The organism is Halorarius halobius, from assembly GCF_024298865.1.
Taxonomy (GTDB): Archaea; Halobacteriota; Halobacteria; order Halobacteriales; family Haloarculaceae; genus Halorarius; species Halorarius halobius.
Genome location: NZ_CP101161.1, coordinates 2246814 through 2266682 on the forward strand (window position 1 = coordinate 2246814; position 19869 = coordinate 2266682).

The following is a 19869-nucleotide window of genomic DNA, read 5'->3' on the forward strand; positions in this document are numbered from 1 at the left end:
CATACACAACACCCCTACCACCATAATCACCCGTCAGACATCTGTCGGACGCGGGTTTCCGGAGAATCGAAAGACGGCGACTGGCTGAAACAGATGGCGGATGTCCGACAGTCGCGGGTGACGACGGCCCCGCGCTCACGCCGGCGAGTCGTACTCCGTCTCGAACTCCCGTTCCTGCCGGTACTGCTCGACGAACGCCGACACGTCGAACTCCAGCATCTGCTCCTCGAACTGGCTTGCCGCTTCGTCGTTCTCGGCGTGCGAGACGGCGTGTTCCATCAACTCGACGATGAGTTCCACCGCTATCTCGTGGAGGCGCCGGGCGTCGAACTCCGCGACCCACACCATCGCGTAGCCGACAGCGCCGTCGTCGCTGACGTCCTCGGCGGCCACCTGCTCGGGGAACTCCTCGAGGACGATGCCCATGAGGTGGGCCATCGAGAACTCCGGGGCGTCGTCGGCCGTCTCGACGGTCGCCCGTAGCGTCTCCACGATGGCTTCCGGGACGAACCGCGACAGGGGGTGGACGTCGACGACGACCGCGTGGACGGCACCGCAGTCGCAGTCGAACTCCCGCATCCCCATGTCGAGGTCGGTGACGGCCACGCTCTCCCCGCAGGGCAACTCGAGGCGGTCGCCGTCGCCCGGCACGCGCGGTCCGGTCATAGCGGCACTCCGTGTCGCGCCCGGAAAAGTCGTTCTCTATGCGCCCAGCGGTGACCACCCGGACGTCGGGCTCGCTCCGCGGGGGGTCGTCGTCAGCCGGGTCCGCGCCGTCCTCGGGTTCGTCCCGTCAGGGCTCGGGGAGGTCATCGGGACCCAGCGGTGCGTCGTAAGGGTCCTCCTCATCCTCGCTCTCGTCGTCGGTCGGCGTCTCGTCGCGGAACCCCACGTACGCGCGGGCGACCAGCGCCGACGAAAGGAGGTTCGCCGCGCCGACGAGTAGCCCACCGACGAGCAGGCCGACCGATTCGGCGGGCAACAGCCCGCCGGCGACCCGGGGGGCGAGATACAGCAGGCCGAGCGTGCCGACGACGACGCCGACGGGGAGGAGACGGCCGCTCGCCACTCGCCGGCTCTCGGCCAGCGCGGCGAGTACGCCGTCGTCCTCGATGGCGACGCGAGCGTGCGCGAACAGCAACACCGTGGCGGCGTACAGCCCCGGGAGGACGAGCGCGACCAGGCCGGCGATGACCAGCGTCTTGACGAGCACGCCGACGACGAACCCGCTGAAGACGGCGCGACCGACGCGCCGCCCGGCCGCTTCCCGCACCGGTTCGCCGGCGACCGTCCGGAGCGCGACCACGGAGAGATACTCGCTGACGACGGCGACGGCACCGAACACCAGGAGGCTCGGCCCGTAGCCGACCGGCAACGCGAGCACGATGGGCCGGAACGCCGCCGGGTCGACCGGGAGCGCCGCGGGGTCGCCGCCGGCGGCGAGATACTGGCTGATGGACGTCGCCAGAAGCGTCTGCCGGGCCACGACGGTCGCGGTCCCGACCGCGAGGAACCCGACGAGCAGGAGCAGGCCCGCCCTGGAGCGGAGGCGGCCGACGGCCTCCTCGAGTGCGGTTCCGGCGTCCATCTACGGCCAGTCGTCGCGGTCGTCGTCGCCTTCGCGCTCCTTGCGGGTCGCCTCGGGGTCGCCCAGTTCCCACTCGGCGGCCTCGGCGGCGTCCTCGACGTGGAGGAACTCCCAACCCACCTCGTCGGCCAGCGCCGCGTCGTCGTCGTTGGTGCCGATGAACACGTGGCGCTCGGTGTCGAACTGTCGTTGCACGTTCTCCAGCGACTCCTTCCGGCCGCGAGGCCCCGAGAAGAAGTCCTGTCGGATGCGGTTCTTCCGCGTGAAGTTCGTGACGACGTAGGTGGGCTTGTCGCTCACCACACCGACGTACTCGCTCCAGGTCCGCGCGCTGGCGAAGACGGCCTCCGGGTCGGCGAGCCGCTTCAGCGCCGCCAGCTCGAAGGCCAGGGTCATGTCGCTAGAGCCGCCGCCTTGCATGCCCGCCTGTCGGGAGGGGCCGGAGAAAACGCTTCGGATACGGTACGCTACTGTTCGGCCTCGGGCGCGAAGTCGTCGACGTCGATGGTCTCCGACAGGAGCAGTTCCTCCTTGCCCGTGACGTCGACGTTGTCGCGCGCGAGTTTCTTCAGCTTCGACTGCGGGGAGAGGTCACCGATGAGCACGCCGCCGATGACTTTGCCGTCCTTGAGCGCGACGCGGCGCCACTCGTTCTCGGAGTATTTTCGCTCGACGCTGTCGTCGCCCAGCGTCGGGTGACCGAAGGAGAGGAACGGGAAGTCGAAGTGGGTGATGGAGTACGAGGAGACCCACTCGAACGCCTCTTCGGGCCCGTCGGCGACCATGTTCGCGCCGGCGATGGAGCCCTGTTCCTTCGCGGAGCCCCACGCGCCGTTCTGGGCCTGCTCGCCGAGGAGGACGTCGTAGAACTGCGTGATGTCGCCCGCGGCGTACACGTCCTCGACGTTCGTGCGCATGTGCTCGTCGACGACGATGCCGTCGTCGAGTTCGAGGTCGGTGTCCTGCAGGAACTCGGTGTTGAAATCGAGGCCGATGGCCGCGCCGACGAAGTCGGCGTCGTAGCGCTCGCCGTTCGGGTCGACCGCCGCCTCGACGCAGCCGTCGTCGTCCGTCTCGAAGCGGTCGACGCCGGAGTCGAACACCGGCGTGACGCCCTTCTCGCGGAGCGCGTCGTGGATGATTTCGGCACCCTCCGGCGACAGCGCGTAGCGCCACCAGCACTCGCCGCGCATCAGGTAGTTCGCCTCGACGTCCTGGGCGCCACAGATGGCCGCGAGGTCGATGCCGAGCAGGCCGGCGCCGACGACGACGCCGTTCTCGGCCCGTTCGGCGTTCTCCTTGATGGCGCGGGCGTCCTGGAACGTCCAGAAGTGGTGGATGCCCTCCGCGTCGGAGTTGTCCACGGGCAACTGCGTCGGCGTCCCGCCCGTCGCCACGAGCAGTTTGTCGTACTCGTAGACGTCGCCCGAGTGCGTGTGTATCTCGTGGGCGTCGGTGTCGACGGTCGTGACGTGTGTGTTCAACTGGAGGTCGATGTCGCGCTCCTCGTACCAGCCCGGTTCGTGAATCGAGATGGGCGCTTCCGGCAGTTTGCCCTTGGCGAACTCCTTGATGAGGATGCGATTGTAGAGGGCTTCCCCCTCGTCGGTGATGACCGTCACCGACGCGTCCGGGTCCGCCTCCCGGATGGTCTCGGCGGCGGAACTCCCCGCGATGCCGTCGCCGATGATGACGTGCGACGTACTCATAGCGACGGGTTCGGTATCGGGGCTAATGTGAATTGCTATCTCCGCTTTCGTCGTGTGAAACGTGGTCACACTGGACGACCGTTCGGTAGCGCCGGCCGTTGCGTCCGTGCCACCGGTTGCGGGAGACTCAAGGCCGTCGCGTCCGAACGGCCGGGCATGAAGATTCGCCAGAACGTCCGCCACTGGGCCGCCAAGAAGGCGCTCACGACCCCCGTCATCGGCGGCGCGGTCAACGACAAACTGGTGGACATGCACACGGACATCTTCCTGGGGAAGACCGACGAGGCGAACCGGGGGCCCCGTCGCGACCACCTCGACGACTTCTTCGACGCGACGATGGACGCGTACGTCGCCGCCCTCGAGGCGGGCTACCCCGAGGCGGAGGCCCGCGAAATCACCCACGTCCAGGCGAACTTCGACTTCTTCAACCACGGCTGGACGGAGATGATGGAGATTCCCGCCGACGAACTGGAGGCCCACTACCGCCGCTACGAGTCGTTCTTCACCGACCACGGCGTCACCATCGACGACCCGCTCGGCGAGTTCCGGCCCGCCGACGGTGTGGCCGACGCGCCCGCCACCCCGGAGAAACTGGAGCGCGCCGAGTTCGAGAACGCCATCGCGGGGTTCGCGGACGACGTGTACGTCGAGGACGGCGACGGCGAACTCCACCAGGGCGGCGACACGCCCGAGCCCGACGACGTCGACCCGACCGAGGCGCCGGGGGTCGACGAGGAGTCGACTGCGGACTGACCCCGCTTACTCGACCGTCCCGCCGCCCCGCCCGAGCAGGCGGTCGGCCGCCTCGTAGCCCGCCACGACCGCGCCGTTGAGCGACCGCTCCGGATACTGCGCGCGGGTCGCCATCCCCGCGTAGTAGAGCCCCTCGGCCACCGCCTCACCCAGGTCGTAGGGGACGACCATCTCCAGGTAGCCGCGCTCGTAGACGGGCGCCGTCCGTGGGTTGCGCGCTATCTCCATCCACGTCACCTGCTCCCGGGAGAACTCGGGGAACATGTCGGCGACGCCGTCGAGCCACAGGTCGCGCACCTCGTCGTCGCTCATCTGCCACAGGTCCTCGTCGGTGTCCTGGATGTAGGAGGCACAGTACAGCAGGTGTTCGCCGCCGTACCGCTCGGGCGGGACGAAGTTCGTGTGCTCGATGAGCGCGCCGAACGGCGCCTCGTCGGCGATGTTGAGCCAGTAAGTGTCGGTCACGGACTCGTCCATTCCGACGACCGCACAGACGGAGCCCTGGAAGTCGATGTCGCAAGCGTAGCCGGTCCACCGCTCCAGCAGGTGCGGCATCGTCGCCACCACCACGTCGTCGACGGCGTGCTCCACCGCGTCGCCGTCGCGCTCGACCGTGATGGCCTCGACCCGCTCGCCGAACTCGATGTCGGTGACCCGTGCGCCGGTGACGACGTTCTCGCGGCCGACCGCGTCGACCAGCGCGTCCAGCAGGACGCCGAATCCGCCCTCGATGTAGCCGAGTATCTCGCCGCGCAGGAGGTCGCGCTCGCCGCGGAACTTGATGCGCCCGAGGAGCCACGCCGCCGACACGTCCTCCTTGCGGGAGCCGAACTTCGCGTCGAGCAACGGCTCGAAGAAGTAGTCGTAGACGCCCTGGGTCGTATGTTCGAGCAGGAACTCCTTGATGGGCACCTCCTCGAACGCTTCGAGGTCGTCGTACGTGTCGAAATCGGGTATCCCGCCGCGCACGTCGATTTCGAGCGTCAACATTCCCAGCCGGAACTTGTCGTACAGCGAGAGGTGGGGGTAGGCGGCTATCTCCCAGGGGGTGTCCAGCGGGTGGACGACGCCGTCGACGTAGTAGGCGTTCTCGCCGAGTCGCCACTCGACGCGGTCGCCGACGCCCAACTCCTCGGCGAGTTCGACGATGGTCTCCTCGCTCTTCGAGAGGTGGTGGTAGAACGCCTCGATGCGGTCGCCGCGGGTCTCGTAGGTGGCCGCGAGGCCGCCGACGGCGTCGCTGGCCTCGAACACCGTCACCTCGTGGCCCGCCTGCTGGAGGCGGTGGGCGGCGGCCAGCCCCGCTATCCCCCCGCCGACGACTGCCTTCATACCCGGTCCGTCCACGAGCGTCGGCAAGGGCTTTTTCATCCGTCGGTTCCCGGATTCGGTCGGCCTGAAGTGGCTCGCGCGTCACGACGGGTCACACCGCCGGCGAGGGACAAAACATAACCTTGCCCCCACGTACGTCGCCACATGAGCGAGACCCCCGACGAGTACTACACCGAGGAACGCTGGAACAACTGGCTCGACAGACTCCGCGAGGAGGACATCGACCCCGAGAACGAGGACTCCGCCCGTCTGCTGTTGAATCTGCAGGACGACGCGGCCATCGCCGTCGCCAAAATCGTCTCCGACTACGACGACGGCGAGCTCGCCGAGGACGCCGCGCTCGAGGAACTGGAGACGATCCGCGAGATAGTTCTCAGCGAGGTCGAGTTCGAGGAGGAGGACAAACTGATGCTCATCGACGGAGTCCAGACCTCGCTGGTCTGTGTGTTCTACGCCGCCGAGGAGTTCGTCGTCGCGGGGCCGGCCGACGAGGGGAGCGTCGAGGAGTACGTCCGCGCCGCGGCCGACGCCGAGGCCGAGGAGGACATCGACGCCGCGCTCGGGTACACGGCACAGGCCGGCACCCTCGTCATCGACGGCGCGACGCTCGACATGGACATCGCGGAGGACATCGAGTACGGGCTGGTCTCGGAGTGGCTCAACGGGCTCGACTCCCTGCAGACGGCGCTGGCGGACCCCGAAGTCGTCGAAGAAGACGACGAGTAGGGGAACTCGGGCGGCGCTTGGCCCCGGGGCTTTTGTTACTGGGTTTCGTTGGGGTGAGCGATGGACCGGCGGGGGCAGTCCGTACAGGTGGGAGTCATCATCATTTTCGGCTTCCTCATCATCGCCTTCTCCGCGTATCAGGCGGCGGTGGTCCCCGACCAGAACGCACAGATAGAGTTCAACCACTTCCAGCAGGTCGAAACCGAGTTCACGGAGCTACGGACGGACGCGCTCGACGCCGTCAACACCGGCAACGCCCGCTCGGTCGGCGTCGACCTGGGGCTCCGCTATCCGGCGCGGGCGTTCGCGGTAAACCCGCCGCCGGTCAGCGGGTCGCTCCGGACGACCAACGCCGGCGAGGTGGAACTGCGTGGCCTGTCGGACAGCGCCGCCGACGTGTGTGCGACGACGAGCACGACAGTCGAGAGCCGGTCGCTGACGTACCGCCCCGGCTACCACGTCTACAGCGAACCCGAGCACGTCACGCTCGAGAACACGCTGATAGAGCAGGAGTTCGACGGCGGCAAACGTTACAGCACGCAGGACTTCGTCACGCCCGGGTCGGGCACCCCCAGCATCGACCTCGTGGTGCTGACCGGCGACGTGGGCCGCGAGGGGACGGACTCGTACAGCCTCGACCTCGAACCGAGTCGCCGGTACGAGACGACGGTCGACCCCGGCTCGTCGTTCAGCGTGGTCGTCCCGAGCACGCTGTCGGCGTCGACGTGGGAAGACGAGATACTGACCGACGACAGCGGGAGCACCTACTCGTTCGTGAACGGCGTCTCGTCGGTCGGGAGCGACAACTCGCGGGTGGAGATAACGTTCGCCGCCGGCGAGTACGACCTCAGCTGTGCGGCACTCGGGCTGAACGCCGACCCCGCCTACCAGCCGCCCGAGGGGTCGACCGGGGGTGGCGGCGGCAACGCGTCGCTGGGCTACGGGAGCGGCGGCACGACGACGTACTCGCCCGAGAACGCTACGCAGACGCTCTCCCTTCCGAACGGCCGGTGGAGCGGCATCTCCTCGACGGACGAGTTCATCGTCAACGACGCCGACTACATCATCGCCTACAGCAGCGGCGTCGAGCGGTTCAAGGCGTCGTTCCGGCTCGACAACGGCACCGGCGAGCTGGCGATGCGAATCAGGCTCTCGCGGTCGATCAGCCGGGACAGCGGCTGGAACACCAAGTCGGTCGCCATCAAGAACGGCAACAACAACCAGGGCGCGACGCTGACGGACGAAGCGGCTCGCCGGATGTTCAACGACACCGCCTACGAGGGCGCCGACATCCTCGACATAACCAACTATCCCGGGCAGTCGCCCACGAGTACGTTCGCGGGATACCTCGAGGATGTCGCCACGATGGACGACAGCGACGTAAAGATAGTAACCTCCGACATCGAGGGACGGGCGAACGTCACCGTCCGGCGGGAGGTGCTGTTCTCGGCGGTTCAGCCACAGCCGTCGGACGGCGAGCAGTACGAGTTCGTCCGCGTCAACTTCGAGACGCCGACAAACACCGACGGATGGGAACTCGTCGACTCTGACGGCTCGACCACCTCGCTCCCGAGTACGACGCTGTCGGGCGAGGTGTACTTCGCGGCCGACGAGTCGGCGTTCGAGACGGAGCGAGGGCTGAACGACGACAAGGTGTACCCGCTGTCGACGGACCTCGAGGACGCCAGCGACGTGCTCGTACTGTACGACGATCAGGACCAGTACCGCGACGAGGTGGCCTACGAGGAGAACAACGACTCCACGACGCCCACCACCACGAACGGCTGGCACGTCAACGAGGTCGGCCAGGGGACGGTCGCGAACCGGACACGCGCCGACGGTCGCTACCTCGACAACGACAGCGCCGCCGACTGGGGGACCAAGAGCCAGACGTCGTTCTTCACGACGCCCGGCGTCCCGTCGGTGGCGTTCTCGCCGTCCAGCAACGGTAACAAGATACAGACGGTGAACAACCAGGGGACCGTCAGTACGTTCGGCATCGACAGCGGCCAGCCGAGCGTCCTCGGACCGAAAGCCGACATCGACGGCGACGGGCAGGACGAGGTGCCGTACGTCGACAACAACAACAACCTGAAGTACATGAACTCGGACGGCACTGTCGTCGATCTCGACACGACGCTCAGCGGCGGCGCTAAGAAGGCGTCCATCGGCGTCGGTGACCCCGACCCCGACGACGCGCTCACGGTGTACTACGTCGGGTCCAACAGCAACGACCCGTACAGTGTCAAGCCCGGCGGGACCGCACAGCCGCTCACGGCTGCCGACGACAGTCTCATCGGTGCCGTCGGCTACGCCGACTTCGACGGCGACAGCGCGTCCGAACCGATCTTCATCGCCTCGCAGACCGAACTCGGCTACGTCGACGGTGGTACGGTCACAACCGTCTCCATGCAAGGCAGCACGAAGGTCTCGAAGAAGTCCGTCGGTGAACCGTTCCAGTACAACGGCGGCACCCGGGTGCCCATCCTGAACACCAACAAGAACAACCAGATCGAACTGGTGAAACCCAACGGAAAGACGTCGACGATACTCAAGCAGGGCGCCACCCCCAAGCCGAAGAAGGCACCCATCGCGCCCCGCGACTGGGACGACGACGGCACGCCCGAACTGCTGTTCATCGACGGCAACGACAACCAGAAGATCAAACTGGTCGAACCCGGCACCGGCACCGTCCGGCTGGTGTACGACCAGAAGGTGAAGGCGAAGGGCGTCAGGTAGCCGCGACGCTCGACCGTGACGGTTCGCGCCGCCGTCGAGGGTCGGTTCTGTCCTGTCATTCTATATAAAAGCCGCATATACGTGGCAACTATCCGGATATATTTATACGGCCGTCTCGTAACTTCCCGAATGGATACGCGAGGACAGTCGATTCAGGTCGGAGCCATCATCCTGTTCGGCTTCCTCGTCATCGCCTTCTCCGCGTATCAGGCATCCATCGTCCCCCAGCAGAACGAGGAGGTGGAGTTCCAGCACAGTCAGGACGTCGCCGAGGACATGCAGCAGTTACGCAACGACGTGGTGGAGGCCGGCACCACGGGGACCACGCGCACCGCCTCGGTCAGACTCGGGACGACGTATCCGCCGCGCACGTTCGCCTCTAACCCGAACCCGGCGTCGGGGTCGCTCCGTGCAGCGTCGGTCGGCTCGGGGGAGATATCGCTCGACGCACCGGGTGCGAACATCGAGAGCATCTGTGGCTACGATAAGGACGGCGACGACGCGGTGCCGAGTCGCTCGCTGGTGTACGAACCGAACTACCACGTCTACCAGTACGGACAGACCGTCGTGTACGAGAACAGCGTCGTCTATCGTCAGAACGACGACGGGGTCGTCCTCGACAGCGGACAGACGCTCATCACGGGGAATCAGATACGGATTCCCGCGCTCATCGGTGAGTACCAGCGCGCCGGAACGACCATGGTGTCTGTCGACGTCGCCGCGGGGAAGACCGGGGTCGGCACGACGGCCAACACGGGGGCGACCGAACTGACGGTCCCTTCGACGCTCGGGAAGGGGGAGTGGGAGACCCTGCTGGCGGGCGAACTGCAGGCGAACGGCGGGAACGTGACCGGAATAACCGACAACGGCGACACGGTGACGTTCGCGCTCGCCAGCGCGGAGTACGACATCACCTGTCCGGTCGTCGGTGCCGGCACCACCCCGTCGAACCAGCCGGCGAACGTGAAAGGCGAGGCCGGCGGCATCAACCCCTCCGCGTCGGGCGACGTGCGCCTGAGCGACGTCGAGCGTCACACCTCGCCCAAGGACGTCATCGTACTGAGCTTCACCAACCCGGGCGACGAGGTGAATCTCAGTCAGGCCCGGTTCAACTTCTATCAGGCCAGCACGGACGACGGTCCGGACCAGCTGGACCTGTCGGGGTACGACCTCGGCGCGACCAGCGTGGGCACGACGGTCGTCAGCGACCTCCAGCGCCGGGGCGCACCCGACGAGCCGTCCCCGAACCTGACGTTCACCGGCGGCGGGTCCGTCACGGCCGTCGCCCTGCGCTACGAGGACTCGACCGGGAGCATCTACAGCCCGGCTCAGGACGACATCTCGGTCGTCAATCTGGTGTTCTCCGACGGTCAGGAGGCGAACTACTTCGTCAACGTCCCCAAGCAGGGCACGACGGTCAGCAACGACGCGCCGACGGCTGACTTCACGTATTCGACGAGCTTCCCCAACACCGTGGATGTCGATGGCGGAGCAAGTAGTGACCCCGACGGTTCTATCAGTACCTACGAGTGGGACTGGACCAGTAACGGGGGGTACGATCCATCCGGACAGACCGTCAGTCACATGTACACGAACTCCGGGTCGTACGACATCACGCTCCGAGTGACCGATAACGCTGGTGCGACAGACACGGTAACGAAAACGGTCGCTGTGACGACAGCCGGCAGCGTCCCTGGCTTTAGTAGCGCTTCAGCGACAGATTTAGCAAAGAACCAGATGGACACGCAGACCATCACGTTCAGAATCAACCAAACGCTGAACGCCGGCGAGACAGTCAGCATCAATCTCGATGCCCCCCAGAGCGTGAAAACTAACGGTCAGATAAACGATGTCGATTACCGGTCTGGAAGCGGCCCATCGGTCACCGGCGGCGGAGGTAGCGCGACACTGTCTGCTGGTCGAGAGACGGCGAGTATCACGTACTCGCCTCCGCCTTCTGGTTTACCTGGTGGAACTCAGGTGAGTCTCTCGATTGAGGCTGAAACGAAAAACGGGGGTCCCTATACGATTCAGTTCAGCCGTTCAGACGGCTCCGGAACGGAGACCGCGACGTTCACGATCAACTAGGCCCCAACTCTCCGATTCCGTGTTTTGATGAGCCACGCGCTATTCGCCACTAGGACTATAGCACGGGGTTCCGTGGTTGTCGCAGAGGATCGTGATGGGGCTGAGCCTCGGACCTCGATGGCCGTATTCACTTTACCGAAGTCAGAATCAGGCCCCCGACCGCGCCCAGTCGGAGGTGGTCGGCGTCGTCCTGCTCGTCGCGCTCATCGTGAGCGTCGTCGCCGTGTTCGCCGTCCCCGCCATCCTCGACGTCGACACGGACCCGGCGCCGTTCGTCGGCGCGGAGGTGTCGGCCACCACCGAGCACGTCACCGTCGTTCACGGCGGCGGCGACGCCGTCCCGTCGCGTGACATCGTGGTCGTCCTCCGGTACGGGGACACGGCCGACCGCGTGCGCCTCGACGGCGCCCACGCCGGCCCGTTCGTGCCCGGTGATGCGGTCACCCTGCCGCTCGACCCGCCGGTTCCGTTCGGCTCGCTCGTCCGGGTGCAGGTCGTCCACGCGCCGACTGGCACGTCGTACGTCTCCGACGCGGTCGTCGCCCAGGGCGCCTGAATTTCGACACGCGTCGAAGCTCTCGTCGTCAAACACTTATACCGGTGGTGCGACCCTCCGACCATGACGAACGTGGGCATCGACGCGGTCGACATCTGGACCGGCAAACTGAAACTCGACCTGGCGGAGACGTTCGCGCCCGAGAAGGGCGACGACCCCGAGAAGTACACGAAGGGGCTGGGGCTGTACGAGTCGTCGTTCCCCGACACGTACGAGGACATCGTGACGATGGGCGCGAACGCCTGCAAGCGGCTGATGAAGCGCAAGGGGCTCGAACCCGACGACATCGGCCGCATCGACGTGGCCACGGAGTCGTCGTTCGACAACTCCAAGCCGATTTCGACGTACATCGCGGGCTGTCTCGAGGACGTGTTCGACGGCGACTTCCACCACGCCAACAAGGGCGAACGGAAGTTCGCCTGCGTCGCGGGCACGCAGGCCATCGACGACGCGTTCAACTGGATTCGCGCCGGGCGAAATCGTGGTCGGTCGGCTATCGTCGTCGCCACGGACACGGCCCTCTACGAGCGGGGCGACCCCGGCGAGGCCACCCAGGGGGCCGGTGCGGTGGCGATGCTCGTCTCCGAGGACCCCGACCTCGTCGAACTGTCCGCGGAGCAGGGGTACGGGAGCGCCGACGAGACGGACTTCCTGAAGCCGAACCAGCAGTTCCCCAGCGTCGACGGGAAGCGGTCGGTGCAGGTGTATCTCGCGCGGATGCGCGAGGCGCTCGTCGACTACGAGTCCGTCGCGGGCGACATCCACCCCGACGACTTCGCGTACGCGCCGTTCCACACCCCGTTCCCGGGGATGGTGCGCCGCGCCGCCCTGCTCGCCTACCGGCACATCACCCGCGACACCGAAATCGAGGAGGAACTGGCGGCCGACATCGGCCGCCAACCACGCGAGGAGGCGTTCGACGACTACGAAGCGTACCAGGACGCGCTCAGCGACTACACGGACGCGCTGAAGGGAACCGACCGCTACGCTGACTGGTACGACGCCGCCATCGAGCCGACCTTGGACATCGCCCGTCACGTCGGCAACTGGTACACCGGGAGCGTCCACGTCGCCCGCGTCGCCTGCCTCCGGCGCGCGCTGAACGAGGGCCGCGACGTTTCCGGCAAGCGCCTCCTGCTGGCCTCCTACGGGTCGGGCGCACAGGCCGAGATTCACCACGAGACCGTCCAAGACGGCTGGAAGGCCGAACTCGAGGAGCTGAACATCGACGAGCAGATAGCCGCCCGCTACGACCTCTCGTTCGAGGAGTACGAGCAGGTCCACGCCGCCCACGACCACTCTCAGGACCGTGACTTCGAGGAGTTCACGGCGCCCAGCGACGAGTTCGTCTTCGATGGCTGGGGCCGGATGGGCGAGCGGAAGTACCGCTACGTCGAGTAGTCCGTCGTCGCGACGCGTCCGGAGCCGTCGAACGTCGCGGTCACCGACGCTCCCGCCCGTTCGAACGTCGCGTGGACCCGGGTGGGCTCCCGCTCGACGTCCGTCGCCGCTTCGACGAACGGCACCTCCCAGAACGGCCGTCTCGCTGGGTCGGTGCCGTGCGCGCGGAGGAACTCCGCCACCTCCGGCACCGTCAGCGCGAACATCGCCACCGGCCCGCGATACGCGCGGCCACAGCGGTCGCAGGTGCCCCGGAACACGTGGTCGATGCCGGGTGCGGGCGAACTACCGAGCGACAACTCGACCGTGCCGTGACAGAGCCGACAGACCCCCCGGCGGACGTGGTCCGCGTCGGTCCTGACGGACAGCGCCGTCAACTCGAGTAGCGCCTCCAGCGACCGCTCGGCGGCGCTTCCGGGCGGGAGTTCGTGGGTGAACGCGTGGTCGTTCGGACAGCCGACGCGGACGACGCCGTCGGCGTACCCCGCCGACAGCCCCGCCCCGCAGAACTGGCAGTCCACGTCGAGCGGCGTCGGGTCGCGTTCGTAGTCGTCGTACGCACCCGCCAGAAGCGGCGCGACGACGGCCCGCCCCTGGTAGCTGAGCCGGTAGCCGCCGTCCGTCTCCTCGACGAACGTGCCGCGCAGTTGGTCTAGATGGTAGTTGAAGTTCCCCGAGTCGTCGACGCCCGCCCGGCGTCGCAGGTCGGAAAACGACGGCTCCTCACCCTCGCGGCTCGCCGCCACCAGCGCCCGCAGGATGGCCAGCCGCGTCCGGTTGGCCGCGAGGTCGAACGGCGAGACATCGTCCATGCAGGCAGTCGCTCGTGACCGAGCATATTCCTGTCGGCTGGCGTACAGCAAACGGCTACGGGAATCGCTTTTCACCCGCCGCCTCCGACTGCCGAGTATGGTGCCTGACGCACTCCGTGACCATCCGGTCGCGGCGTTCGTCGCGGTGGCGTACGGTTTCTCGTGGGCGTGGTGGGTCGGCGGCGGCCTCCTGTTCGGCGGCCGCACCGTCGCGTTTACCGCCGTCCAGATCGTCGGCTCCTTCGGTCCCGCGGTCGCGGCCGCCCTGCTCGCATCGACGGTCGGGCCGGGCCTCCGGTCGTGGGCACGCGGCCTGTTCCGGGTTCGGGTGCCGCTCCGCTGGTACGCCGCGGCCATCGGCGTCCCGCTTCTGGTGCCGGTCGGCGTCACGGCGTGGTGGGCCGCCCGCGGCGGGACGCTCGACCTCTCGCTGGTGCCGGGCCGACTCGTCCGCTACCTGTTCGGCTTCGTGTTCGTCGCCCTGGTCGGCGGCGGCAACGAGGAACCCGGCTGGCGGGGCTGGATGCTCCCGAAACTGCAGGAGACGTACGGCGCGCTCACCTCCGCGGTCGCCGTCGGGCTCGCGTGGGCGGCGTGGCACGCGCCGCTGTTCGTGTTCTCGCCGGCGTACGCCGGCCGGCCGCCCGTCGCCTACGCCGCGTTCGTCGTCGCCGCTTCGGTCGTGTTCGCGTGGCTCTACAACGGCTCCGGGAGCGTCGTGCCCGTCGCGGTCCTGCTCCACGTCGGGGTCAACACGGCGACGGTGCTGGCACCCGTCCCGCGGACGGCGATGCAGTCCCCCGGATTCAGCCAGGCCGGGCTGTACGTCCAACTCGGCGTCTGGACGCTCGTCGCGCTGGCCGCCGTCGCGGTCCACGGCCGGGAGACGCTCGCGGCCGGAGCGGCCCGCGTGGTGCCGACGGCGGACGCGGGCGGGTAGAGTTAAGGGACGCCCCCCGTCAGTAGCAGTATGGACGACTCAGCGTACGACGAACTCGTCTCGTCGCTGACGCCCCAAGAGTCCGGGGGTGGGGTGACGAGCTACCGCAACACAGTCAGCGTCGCCTGCCCGGCCTGCGAGGAGCCGTTCGACGACCTCGTCGTCGTTCACGACGACGAGACGCCGCTAGAACTCAGCCGGATGCTCGACATCTGTGTCTCCCGGCACGACGGCGACGTGCTGCTGTTCACACACCGGCACTAGCTAGTCACACATCGGACTAGCTACGGCAGCTCCCGCAGACCCTCGAGCATCTCCTCGAGGTCCATCGTCGTCACGGCCAGCGAGAAGCCGTCCGCACCCGCGAGTTTAGGTGCGTGTTCCCACAGGTCCTCGCGGTCGATGCCGTGCAACAGGACTGCCGACGGCGTCGGCGTGACGACTCGGAGCGCGACCAGCGGTGACTCACCCCGGGTGACGCCGCTGAACGCGAGCACGCGGTTCGTCGACTGGCCGTACAGCCGGTAGAACTCCTCGGAGGAGAGCCGCGTGATGGCCTCGATGGAGTTGATGACGGTGTGGCCCGCGACGGTAGTCGCGGTCCCCTCCGCGACTTCGGTCGCGTCGACGGCGTCGTAGAAGCGCTCCAGCGGAATCGTCGCCGGATACTCCCGCAGGTCGTGGACGATGTCGGACTCGAACCCCGCCGAGAGCACCCGGGCGAACTGGCGGACGCGCTCGCCGCCCCGCCGCTCGTCGATGGCGAGCAGGCCGCGGACGAACCGCCGGACGACGCCGATGCCCGGCGACTCGCGGCGGCCCGACTCGTAGTCGGAGACGACCGACGCCGACACGTCGAGTTCCGCCGCGAGGTCGGTGCCAGCGACGCCGAACTCCTCGCGCCACTTCCGGAGGGTGGCGCCGGGGTCGTCGCTCAACACCACCTCGCCGGCTATCTTCTCGGCCAGTTCCCGGCGGGCCTCGCGGTCGGGCATGGCCGGCGCTTTCGCGCCGCGGGTCAAGAGCGTTCCCCAAAGCGGTCCCCACGAGAACGCCCCGGCTCACCCGGCGGACGCCTTAAGTCCGTGCCGTCCTCACTCCCCCGCAGATGCCCTCGACGCTCGTCGCCGCCGCCCTCGCGGCGCTTCTCGCCGCCGCCCTCCTCGGTGACGCGTTCGGCCCGCGGTCGGTCGCCGTCGTGGTCGCCGCCGGCGTCGCGCCGGACCTCGATGCGTTCGCCGGCCTCGTCGTCGAGGGGCTCCACAACGCCCTGTTGCACAACGTGTTCGTCCCAGCGCTCGCGGCCGCTCTCGTCCTCTGGGACACCCGCTACCGCGACGACTCGTGGCTCCGCGGCCGGTACGGCGCGTGGGGCGTCCGCGTCGCGTGGGTCGCCGTCGCCGCCTACGTCGTCCCCGGCATCCTCCTGGACCTGCTGAACGTCGAGAGCGCCGCGCCCCTCTACCCTGTCCACGACCGCTTCTACTCCGTCGTCGGCCGGTTCGAAGTGAACAACAAGCAGGGCATCGTGTTCACGTTCATCCAGCCGAACCTCGGCCCCGGTCCGCTGTTCCCGGGCGCGCGCCGCGGCACCGTCGCCGGCCAGTACGTGGTCCCGACGTTCCTCAACCCGGCCCCCGGCCCGGACCAGGGGCTCGAACGCGTGTTCTTCGCCGTCGAATCCGGCTGGGAACTGCTCGTGATACTGGCCGGCGTCACCGTCGTCGCCGCGCGGACTCGCCTGCGCTCGTGGGGGGTGGTCTGAGTGCCGTCGACGGTCGTCCACGTCGCCGTCGCCCTGCTGGTGGCGGCGGGTCTGCTCGGGAGCGCATACGACCGTCGCGCGCTCGTCGTGGTGGGGGTGGCCGCGCTCGTTCCCGACCTGGACGTGTTCGCCAGCCTCCTCGTCGAGTCGACGCATCGGGCCGCACTCCACACCCTGTTCGTGCCGCTCGGCGCGACGGCCGCGGTGTACTACGACACCCGTCTCCGCGACGGGTCGTGGCTCCGTGACCGCTACGGGACGTGGGGCGTACAGGTTGCGTGGGCGTCGGTGGCGGGACTCGCGTTCGGCGGCATCGGCCTCGACCTGTTCACCGCGCAGGGCGTCAACGTGTTCTACCCCCTCTACGACCAGTTCGTCAGCCTCGACGGGAAAGCCGGCTACTCCTCGACGCAGGGGGTGTTCCAGACGTTCGTCGAGGTGTCGGACGGCGGCAGTGGTGGGGGCGGCGGTGGCGGCGCACCCAGCGTCGACGTGGGCCAGCGCGGCTCCACCGACGAGGTCCACGTCGGGAGCGGGGTCGACCCGTCGAAGGGACCCGAACCCGAGGGAGTCAAGCGCGTGTTCCCCGTCGCCTACCGGGGGTGGCATCTCACTCTGCTGGTCGCCAGCCTGCTGGTCACCTGGGTCCGGCTCCGGCGGACTGAAGGCGCCCCGGGTCCCAGCGACGGGGAGTGACGACCGTCCGCCCCTACCGCTCGGCCGACGACGACGCGCTCTGGCGGCTGAAGGCCGCCTTCGAGCGTGAACTCGGCGCGACCGGCGACGACGCGAAGGCCAGCGCCTACGACGACAAACTCACCGACGACTACCGCCGTCGGTGGCTCGACTGGGTCGACCGCTGTACCGGCGACGAGGACTGCATCTTCGTCGCACCCGGCGACGAGGGGCTGGCTGGCTACGTGTTTCTTTTGCCCGAACGGCTCGCGTTCGTGTGGGACGCCGCCGTCGTCAACGAGGTGTTCGTCCGCCCCGCCCAGCGGGGGACGGGCGTGGCCGACGCCCTCCTCGAACGGGCGCTCGACCACGCCCGCGAGCAGGCCCTGCCGCTCGACAGGGTGGTGCTGGACGTGGACCGCGAGAACGAGCGCGCCCGGGCGTTCTACGAGCGCCACGGGTTCGAGGGCTGGGGCGAGATGGTCGCCCGCGACCTGTAGCTACAGTCGGTCGGTCGTCGACTGCGGGCCGCTCTGGCCGGCCGTCAGCCCGGCGACCACGGCTCCGAGCGCGCCGAACAGGACGGGGTAGAGCACGCCCGCCAGCAGGATGCCGGTGATGGGGTCGGGCGTCACGTTCTCGGTCGCGAACAGGAACACGCAGACGACCGAGAGGACCCCGTAGCCGATGACCGGCGTGGCCCCAGCGACGGCGGTTCGGACGGTGTCGTCGGTCGCGCCGGAGTACCGCCCGACGGCGAGGCCGGCGATGAACAGCAACACCGGCGGCACGACGTACAGCAGCGGCGTGAAGCCGCCGTCGCCGCCGATGGTGTTGGTCGTCCCGCTCACGAACCCGACGTCGAAGTTCGTCGTCGCGAGGTGAGCGTTGTAGAACACCCAGCCGACGATTTTCCACGTCGGGATGTCCGAGAACTGCGCGAGAAACGAGTTCTCGATGTCACTGCTGGTCAGCACGTAGGTGAACAGGTACGTCAGCACCCACGCGGCGACGCCGGCGACGGCGCCGACGCCGAACGGCAACTCCCGCATACTTCTGTCGGTGGACATGGAACGCGGTTCAGCCGCGACCGGAAAGTAGGTTGTGGCCGACGGCGCTCACTCGCGGGCCGCGGCCCACTCCTCGCGGCCGATTGAGTACCGGACGCTGTCGTAGACGGTGCCGTCCTGCCGGACGCCCCCGTTGCGGAGCTGGCCGTCCCGCTGGCCGCCGAACCGCTCGACGTATCGCTCGATGGCACGTCTCGATTTCTCGTTGTCGGCGTCGTGCTCGACGACGACGTACGCCAGGTCGAGACGGTCGAACGCGAGTTCGAGATAGCGGGCCGCGCGCTCGCCGGAGTAGCCGCGGCCCCAGAACCGCGGTCGGAGCCAGATGCCCAGCGTCCCGAGCCGTCGGTCCCAGTCGACCTCCAGCGCGGCGGTGCCGGCGAACTCCCCGGCACCGTCCTCGTCGGCCTTCGGTCGGAGCACGTAGTGGGCGGCCTCGCCGTCGTCGTACTGCCCGCCGGCGTGCTGGACGAACCCCAACGAGTCGTTCGGCGTCTCGTGGGGGTCCCACGTCAGATAGCGGGTCGCCTCGTCGATGCGGTCGGCGCGGTGGCTCGCGGCCTCGTACATCTCCAGCGGGTCCGTCCGGTCGGGGTGGACCACCTCGTAGCGGAGTCGCTCGGACTCCATCTCGGCGGGGAACAGCGTCATGCTCGGGCGTTCGGTCCGGGGTGGAAAAACCCTTGGCGGCCCGTGTCACTCCGGCGCGTCGGTCTCGGCCAGTCCGGTCAGCGAGTCGGGGTCGAGGCGAACGAACTGGAACGGCACGTCGCGGGTGTCGTGGTCGAACACGTCGAAAAGCGGGATGTGGACTCGGCGAAGTCCCTCCAGCAGTTCGGTGTCGACGGTCTCCTCCCCGACGGGGGCGAGCGACCCCGTGGCGACGACGCTCCGCCAGCCGTCGACCGTCTCGCCGTAGACCACGAACGAGGCCGGGCCGTCGAGACGCCCGGCCTTCTCGCTGTCGGCCGGGGCCGCAAGCCGGAAGTAGAAGCTCCGCGTCTCCGCGTCGAACCCGTACGACACCGGCCGCGACACCGGGGGGTCGTCGCCGGCAGAAAGCGAGATGACACCCGTGCCGCCGGTGCCCAGGAACTCGGTGATGGCGTCGCCGTCGAGTGCGACCGGGGATGTCTCGTCCATGGGGCTCAGTAGCACGTCACGGCGCAAAAGTCTGTGCGTCGGCGGCGTGCCGACGGCCGACTGGCCGGGGCTGCTAGTCTCGCATCTCGGGATTCGGTAGCCGGCTATATTCGGGTGGTCGTCGTCCGTTCGGGTATGACCGACGGACTTCGACGCTACGGCGCGGGCGCTGGCATCCCACTGGGCGCCGGCATCGGCGCGACGGCGGCGGTCGTCGCGGGACTGAGCGGTGAGTTGGCCCTCGTGGCCGGGTTCGGCGTGGTCGGCGGCCTCCTCGTCGGCGGCCTCGCGGGGGGGTACGCCGACGAGAACCGCGGCGACGACGGATGGGAACTCCGTCTGCTGGCGGTGGCGGTGCTGTTCAGCCTCCTCGTCGGGGGCGTGCTCGGCGCGCTGACCGCGTGGACGGTGGACGCCGCCGTCCCCGTCGGCTACGCCGTCGGGAGTGCCGCAGGCGGGCTGTTCGGACTCCTGCTGTCGGGGGTCCTCCTCGCGGCCGCGCGCTCCGAGGAGTCGGGCGGACCGGCCGCGGCCTGACTCGTGGTCGGCCGTCGCTCCGCAACCACTAAACG

Annotated in this window: 22 protein-coding genes; 12 read left to right on the forward strand and 10 right to left on the reverse strand. The window is 68.3% G+C overall.

Annotated features, from left to right (window positions below):
• Window positions 1-135: 135 nt before the first annotated feature.
• The 4 genes from NL112_RS11890 to NL112_RS11905 all read right to left on the reverse strand — a co-directional run bounded on the left by NL112_RS11890 (window position 136) and on the right by NL112_RS11905 (window position 3297).
• Window positions 136-666: a DUF5815 family protein gene (locus NL112_RS11890; protein ID WP_255149054.1), complete on the reverse strand. Its 531-nt coding sequence runs from the start codon at window positions 664-666 to the stop codon at window positions 136-138.
• Between the two features lie 127 nt (window positions 667-793).
• Complete coding sequence (locus NL112_RS11895) at window positions 794-1588, reverse strand: hypothetical protein (RefSeq protein WP_255149055.1); 795 nt, start codon at window positions 1586-1588, stop codon at window positions 794-796.
• Window positions 1589-2008 carry a DUF7124 domain-containing protein gene (locus tag NL112_RS11900; RefSeq protein WP_255149056.1) on the reverse strand — a complete coding sequence of 140 codons (420 nt, stop codon included), beginning with the start codon at window positions 2006-2008 and terminating at the stop codon, window positions 1589-1591. It abuts the gene before it with no gap.
• A gap of 47 nt (window positions 2009-2055) precedes the next feature.
• Window positions 2056-3297, reverse strand: coding sequence for an NAD(P)/FAD-dependent oxidoreductase (locus NL112_RS11905; RefSeq protein WP_255149057.1), 1242 nt, complete (start codon window positions 3295-3297; stop codon window positions 2056-2058).
• Window positions 3298-3453: 156 nt separating this feature from the next.
• Here NL112_RS11905 and NL112_RS11910 point away from each other — a divergent pair, with 156 nt between their 5' ends.
• Window positions 3454-4050, forward strand: coding sequence for a DUF6149 family protein (locus NL112_RS11910; protein WP_255149058.1), 597 nt, complete (start codon window positions 3454-3456; stop codon window positions 4048-4050).
• Between the two features lie 6 nt (window positions 4051-4056).
• Here the strand turns inward: NL112_RS11910 and NL112_RS11915 are convergent, their stop codons facing one another.
• Window positions 4057-5382, reverse strand: coding sequence for an NAD(P)/FAD-dependent oxidoreductase (locus NL112_RS11915; RefSeq protein WP_255149059.1), 1326 nt, complete (start codon window positions 5380-5382; stop codon window positions 4057-4059).
• A gap of 144 nt (window positions 5383-5526) precedes the next feature.
• On the opposite strand from NL112_RS11915, the gene NL112_RS11920 reads away from it, so the two are divergent.
• The 5 genes from NL112_RS11920 to hmgB all read left to right on the forward strand — a co-directional run bounded on the left by NL112_RS11920 (window position 5527) and on the right by hmgB (window position 12892).
• A complete protein-coding gene (locus NL112_RS11920) occupies window positions 5527-6108 on the forward strand; it encodes a DUF2150 family protein (protein ID WP_255149060.1) in 582 nt (193 codons plus the stop codon).
• 60 nt (window positions 6109-6168) lie between these two features.
• Window positions 6169-8847 (forward strand): hypothetical protein, encoded by a 2679-nt coding sequence (locus NL112_RS11925; protein ID WP_255149061.1) that lies wholly within the window; start codon window positions 6169-6171, stop codon window positions 8845-8847.
• A gap of 129 nt (window positions 8848-8976) precedes the next feature.
• A complete protein-coding gene (locus NL112_RS11930; protein WP_255149062.1) occupies window positions 8977-10935 on the forward strand; it encodes a PKD domain-containing protein in 1959 nt (652 codons plus the stop codon).
• Window positions 10936-11029: 94 nt separating this feature from the next.
• Window positions 11030-11491, forward strand: a complete 462-nt coding sequence (locus tag NL112_RS11935) for an archaellin/type IV pilin N-terminal domain-containing protein (protein ID WP_255149063.1) — start codon at window positions 11030-11032, stop codon at window positions 11489-11491.
• Window positions 11492-11554: 63 nt separating this feature from the next.
• Window positions 11555-12892, forward strand: a complete 1338-nt coding sequence (gene hmgB / locus NL112_RS11940) for a hydroxymethylglutaryl-CoA synthase (protein ID WP_255149064.1) — start codon at window positions 11555-11557, stop codon at window positions 12890-12892.
• Here hmgB and NL112_RS11945 read toward each other — a convergent pair.
• Window positions 12880-13704 (reverse strand): winged helix-turn-helix domain-containing protein, encoded by an 825-nt coding sequence (locus NL112_RS11945; RefSeq protein ID WP_255149065.1) that lies wholly within the window; start codon window positions 13702-13704, stop codon window positions 12880-12882. The genes hmgB and NL112_RS11945 overlap by 13 nt on opposite strands.
• 97 nt (window positions 13705-13801) lie before the next feature.
• Here NL112_RS11945 and NL112_RS11950 point away from each other — a divergent pair, with 97 nt between their 5' ends.
• Both NL112_RS11950 and NL112_RS11955 read left to right on the forward strand, forming a co-directional pair.
• Window positions 13802-14644, forward strand: a complete 843-nt coding sequence (locus NL112_RS11950; RefSeq protein ID WP_255149066.1) for a CPBP family intramembrane glutamic endopeptidase — start codon at window positions 13802-13804, stop codon at window positions 14642-14644.
• 30 nt (window positions 14645-14674) lie between these two features.
• Complete coding sequence (locus NL112_RS11955; protein ID WP_255149067.1) at window positions 14675-14908, forward strand: DUF7385 family protein; 234 nt, start codon at window positions 14675-14677, stop codon at window positions 14906-14908.
• A gap of 20 nt (window positions 14909-14928) precedes the next feature.
• On the opposite strand, the gene NL112_RS11960 is transcribed toward NL112_RS11955, so the two are convergent.
• The gene (locus NL112_RS11960; protein ID WP_255149068.1) at window positions 14929-15639 is read right to left on the reverse strand and encodes a helix-turn-helix domain-containing protein; all 711 of its coding nucleotides are present in this window, start codon (window positions 15637-15639) and stop codon (window positions 14929-14931) included.
• Between the two features lie 113 nt (window positions 15640-15752).
• Here NL112_RS11960 and NL112_RS11965 point away from each other — a divergent pair, with 113 nt between their 5' ends.
• Genes NL112_RS11965 through NL112_RS11975 form a run of 3 tightly spaced genes read left to right on the forward strand, consistent with a single transcriptional unit; the run spans window position 15753 to window position 17584 of the window.
• Window positions 15753-16409, forward strand: coding sequence for a metal-dependent hydrolase (locus NL112_RS11965; protein WP_255149069.1), 657 nt, complete (start codon window positions 15753-15755; stop codon window positions 16407-16409).
• Window positions 16410-17105, forward strand: coding sequence for a metal-dependent hydrolase (locus NL112_RS11970; protein ID WP_255149070.1), 696 nt, complete (start codon window positions 16410-16412; stop codon window positions 17103-17105). It abuts the gene before it with no gap.
• The gene (locus tag NL112_RS11975) at window positions 17102-17584 is read left to right on the forward strand and encodes a GNAT family N-acetyltransferase (RefSeq protein ID WP_255149071.1); all 483 of its coding nucleotides are present in this window, start codon (window positions 17102-17104) and stop codon (window positions 17582-17584) included. The genes NL112_RS11970 and NL112_RS11975 overlap by 4 nt, the downstream gene beginning before the upstream one ends.
• On the opposite strand, the gene NL112_RS11980 is transcribed toward NL112_RS11975, so the two are convergent.
• The 3 genes from NL112_RS11980 to NL112_RS11990 are packed head-to-tail and all read right to left on the reverse strand — an operon-like array spanning window position 17585 to window position 19297.
• Complete coding sequence (locus NL112_RS11980) at window positions 17585-18154, reverse strand: DUF7978 family protein (protein WP_255149072.1); 570 nt, start codon at window positions 18152-18154, stop codon at window positions 17585-17587.
• A 48-nt stretch (window positions 18155-18202) separates the two neighbouring features.
• Window positions 18203-18805 (reverse strand): GNAT family N-acetyltransferase, encoded by a 603-nt coding sequence (locus NL112_RS11985; RefSeq protein WP_255149073.1) that lies wholly within the window; start codon window positions 18803-18805, stop codon window positions 18203-18205.
• A 45-nt stretch (window positions 18806-18850) separates the two neighbouring features.
• Window positions 18851-19297 (reverse strand): pyridoxamine 5'-phosphate oxidase family protein, encoded by a 447-nt coding sequence (locus NL112_RS11990; protein WP_255149074.1) that lies wholly within the window; start codon window positions 19295-19297, stop codon window positions 18851-18853.
• A gap of 135 nt (window positions 19298-19432) precedes the next feature.
• Here NL112_RS11990 and NL112_RS11995 point away from each other — a divergent pair, with 135 nt between their 5' ends.
• Window positions 19433-19834 (forward strand): hypothetical protein, encoded by a 402-nt coding sequence (locus tag NL112_RS11995; protein ID WP_255149075.1) that lies wholly within the window; start codon window positions 19433-19435, stop codon window positions 19832-19834.
• Window positions 19835-19869 lie beyond the last annotated feature (35 nt).

What these genes read in the sequence shown, in the direction of transcription:
- NL112_RS11930 (WP_255149062.1), top strand. Translation starts at nt 8,977, where the DNA reads ATGGATACGCGAGGACAGTCGATTCAGGTCGGAGCCATCATCCTGTTC.
- NL112_RS11985 (WP_255149073.1), bottom strand. Translation starts at nt 18,805, where the DNA reads ATGACGCTGTTCCCCGCCGAGATGGAGTCCGAGCGACTCCGCTACGAG.
- NL112_RS11990 (WP_255149074.1), bottom strand. Translation starts at nt 19,297, where the DNA reads ATGGACGAGACATCCCCGGTCGCACTCGACGGCGACGCCATCACCGAG.
- NL112_RS11950 (WP_255149066.1), top strand. Translation starts at nt 13,802, where the DNA reads ATGGTGCCTGACGCACTCCGTGACCATCCGGTCGCGGCGTTCGTCGCG.
- NL112_RS11935 (WP_255149063.1), top strand. Translation starts at nt 11,030, where the DNA reads ATGGGGCTGAGCCTCGGACCTCGATGGCCGTATTCACTTTACCGAAGT.
- NL112_RS11945 (WP_255149065.1), bottom strand. Translation starts at nt 13,704, where the DNA reads ATGGACGATGTCTCGCCGTTCGACCTCGCGGCCAACCGGACGCGGCTG.
- hmgB (WP_255149064.1), top strand. Translation starts at nt 11,555, where the DNA reads ATGACGAACGTGGGCATCGACGCGGTCGACATCTGGACCGGCAAACTG.
- NL112_RS11905 (WP_255149057.1), bottom strand. Translation starts at nt 3,297, where the DNA reads ATGAGTACGTCGCACGTCATCATCGGCGACGGCATCGCGGGGAGTTCC.
- NL112_RS11980 (WP_255149072.1), bottom strand. Translation starts at nt 18,154, where the DNA reads ATGTCCACCGACAGAAGTATGCGGGAGTTGCCGTTCGGCGTCGGCGCC.
- NL112_RS11915 (WP_255149059.1), bottom strand. Translation starts at nt 5,382, where the DNA reads ATGAAGGCAGTCGTCGGCGGGGGGATAGCGGGGCTGGCCGCCGCCCAC.
- NL112_RS11965 (WP_255149069.1), top strand. Translation starts at nt 15,753, where the DNA reads ATGCCCTCGACGCTCGTCGCCGCCGCCCTCGCGGCGCTTCTCGCCGCC.
- NL112_RS11920 (WP_255149060.1), top strand. Translation starts at nt 5,527, where the DNA reads ATGAGCGAGACCCCCGACGAGTACTACACCGAGGAACGCTGGAACAAC.
- NL112_RS11895 (WP_255149055.1), bottom strand. Translation starts at nt 1,588, where the DNA reads ATGGACGCCGGAACCGCACTCGAGGAGGCCGTCGGCCGCCTCCGCTCC.
- NL112_RS11890 (WP_255149054.1), bottom strand. Translation starts at nt 666, where the DNA reads ATGACCGGACCGCGCGTGCCGGGCGACGGCGACCGCCTCGAGTTGCCC.
- NL112_RS11995 (WP_255149075.1), top strand. Translation starts at nt 19,433, where the DNA reads ATGACCGACGGACTTCGACGCTACGGCGCGGGCGCTGGCATCCCACTG.
- NL112_RS11925 (WP_255149061.1), top strand. Translation starts at nt 6,169, where the DNA reads ATGGACCGGCGGGGGCAGTCCGTACAGGTGGGAGTCATCATCATTTTC.
- NL112_RS11955 (WP_255149067.1), top strand. Translation starts at nt 14,675, where the DNA reads ATGGACGACTCAGCGTACGACGAACTCGTCTCGTCGCTGACGCCCCAA.
- NL112_RS11900 (WP_255149056.1), bottom strand. Translation starts at nt 2,008, where the DNA reads ATGCAAGGCGGCGGCTCTAGCGACATGACCCTGGCCTTCGAGCTGGCG.
- NL112_RS11960 (WP_255149068.1), bottom strand. Translation starts at nt 15,639, where the DNA reads ATGCCCGACCGCGAGGCCCGCCGGGAACTGGCCGAGAAGATAGCCGGC.
- NL112_RS11910 (WP_255149058.1), top strand. Translation starts at nt 3,454, where the DNA reads ATGAAGATTCGCCAGAACGTCCGCCACTGGGCCGCCAAGAAGGCGCTC.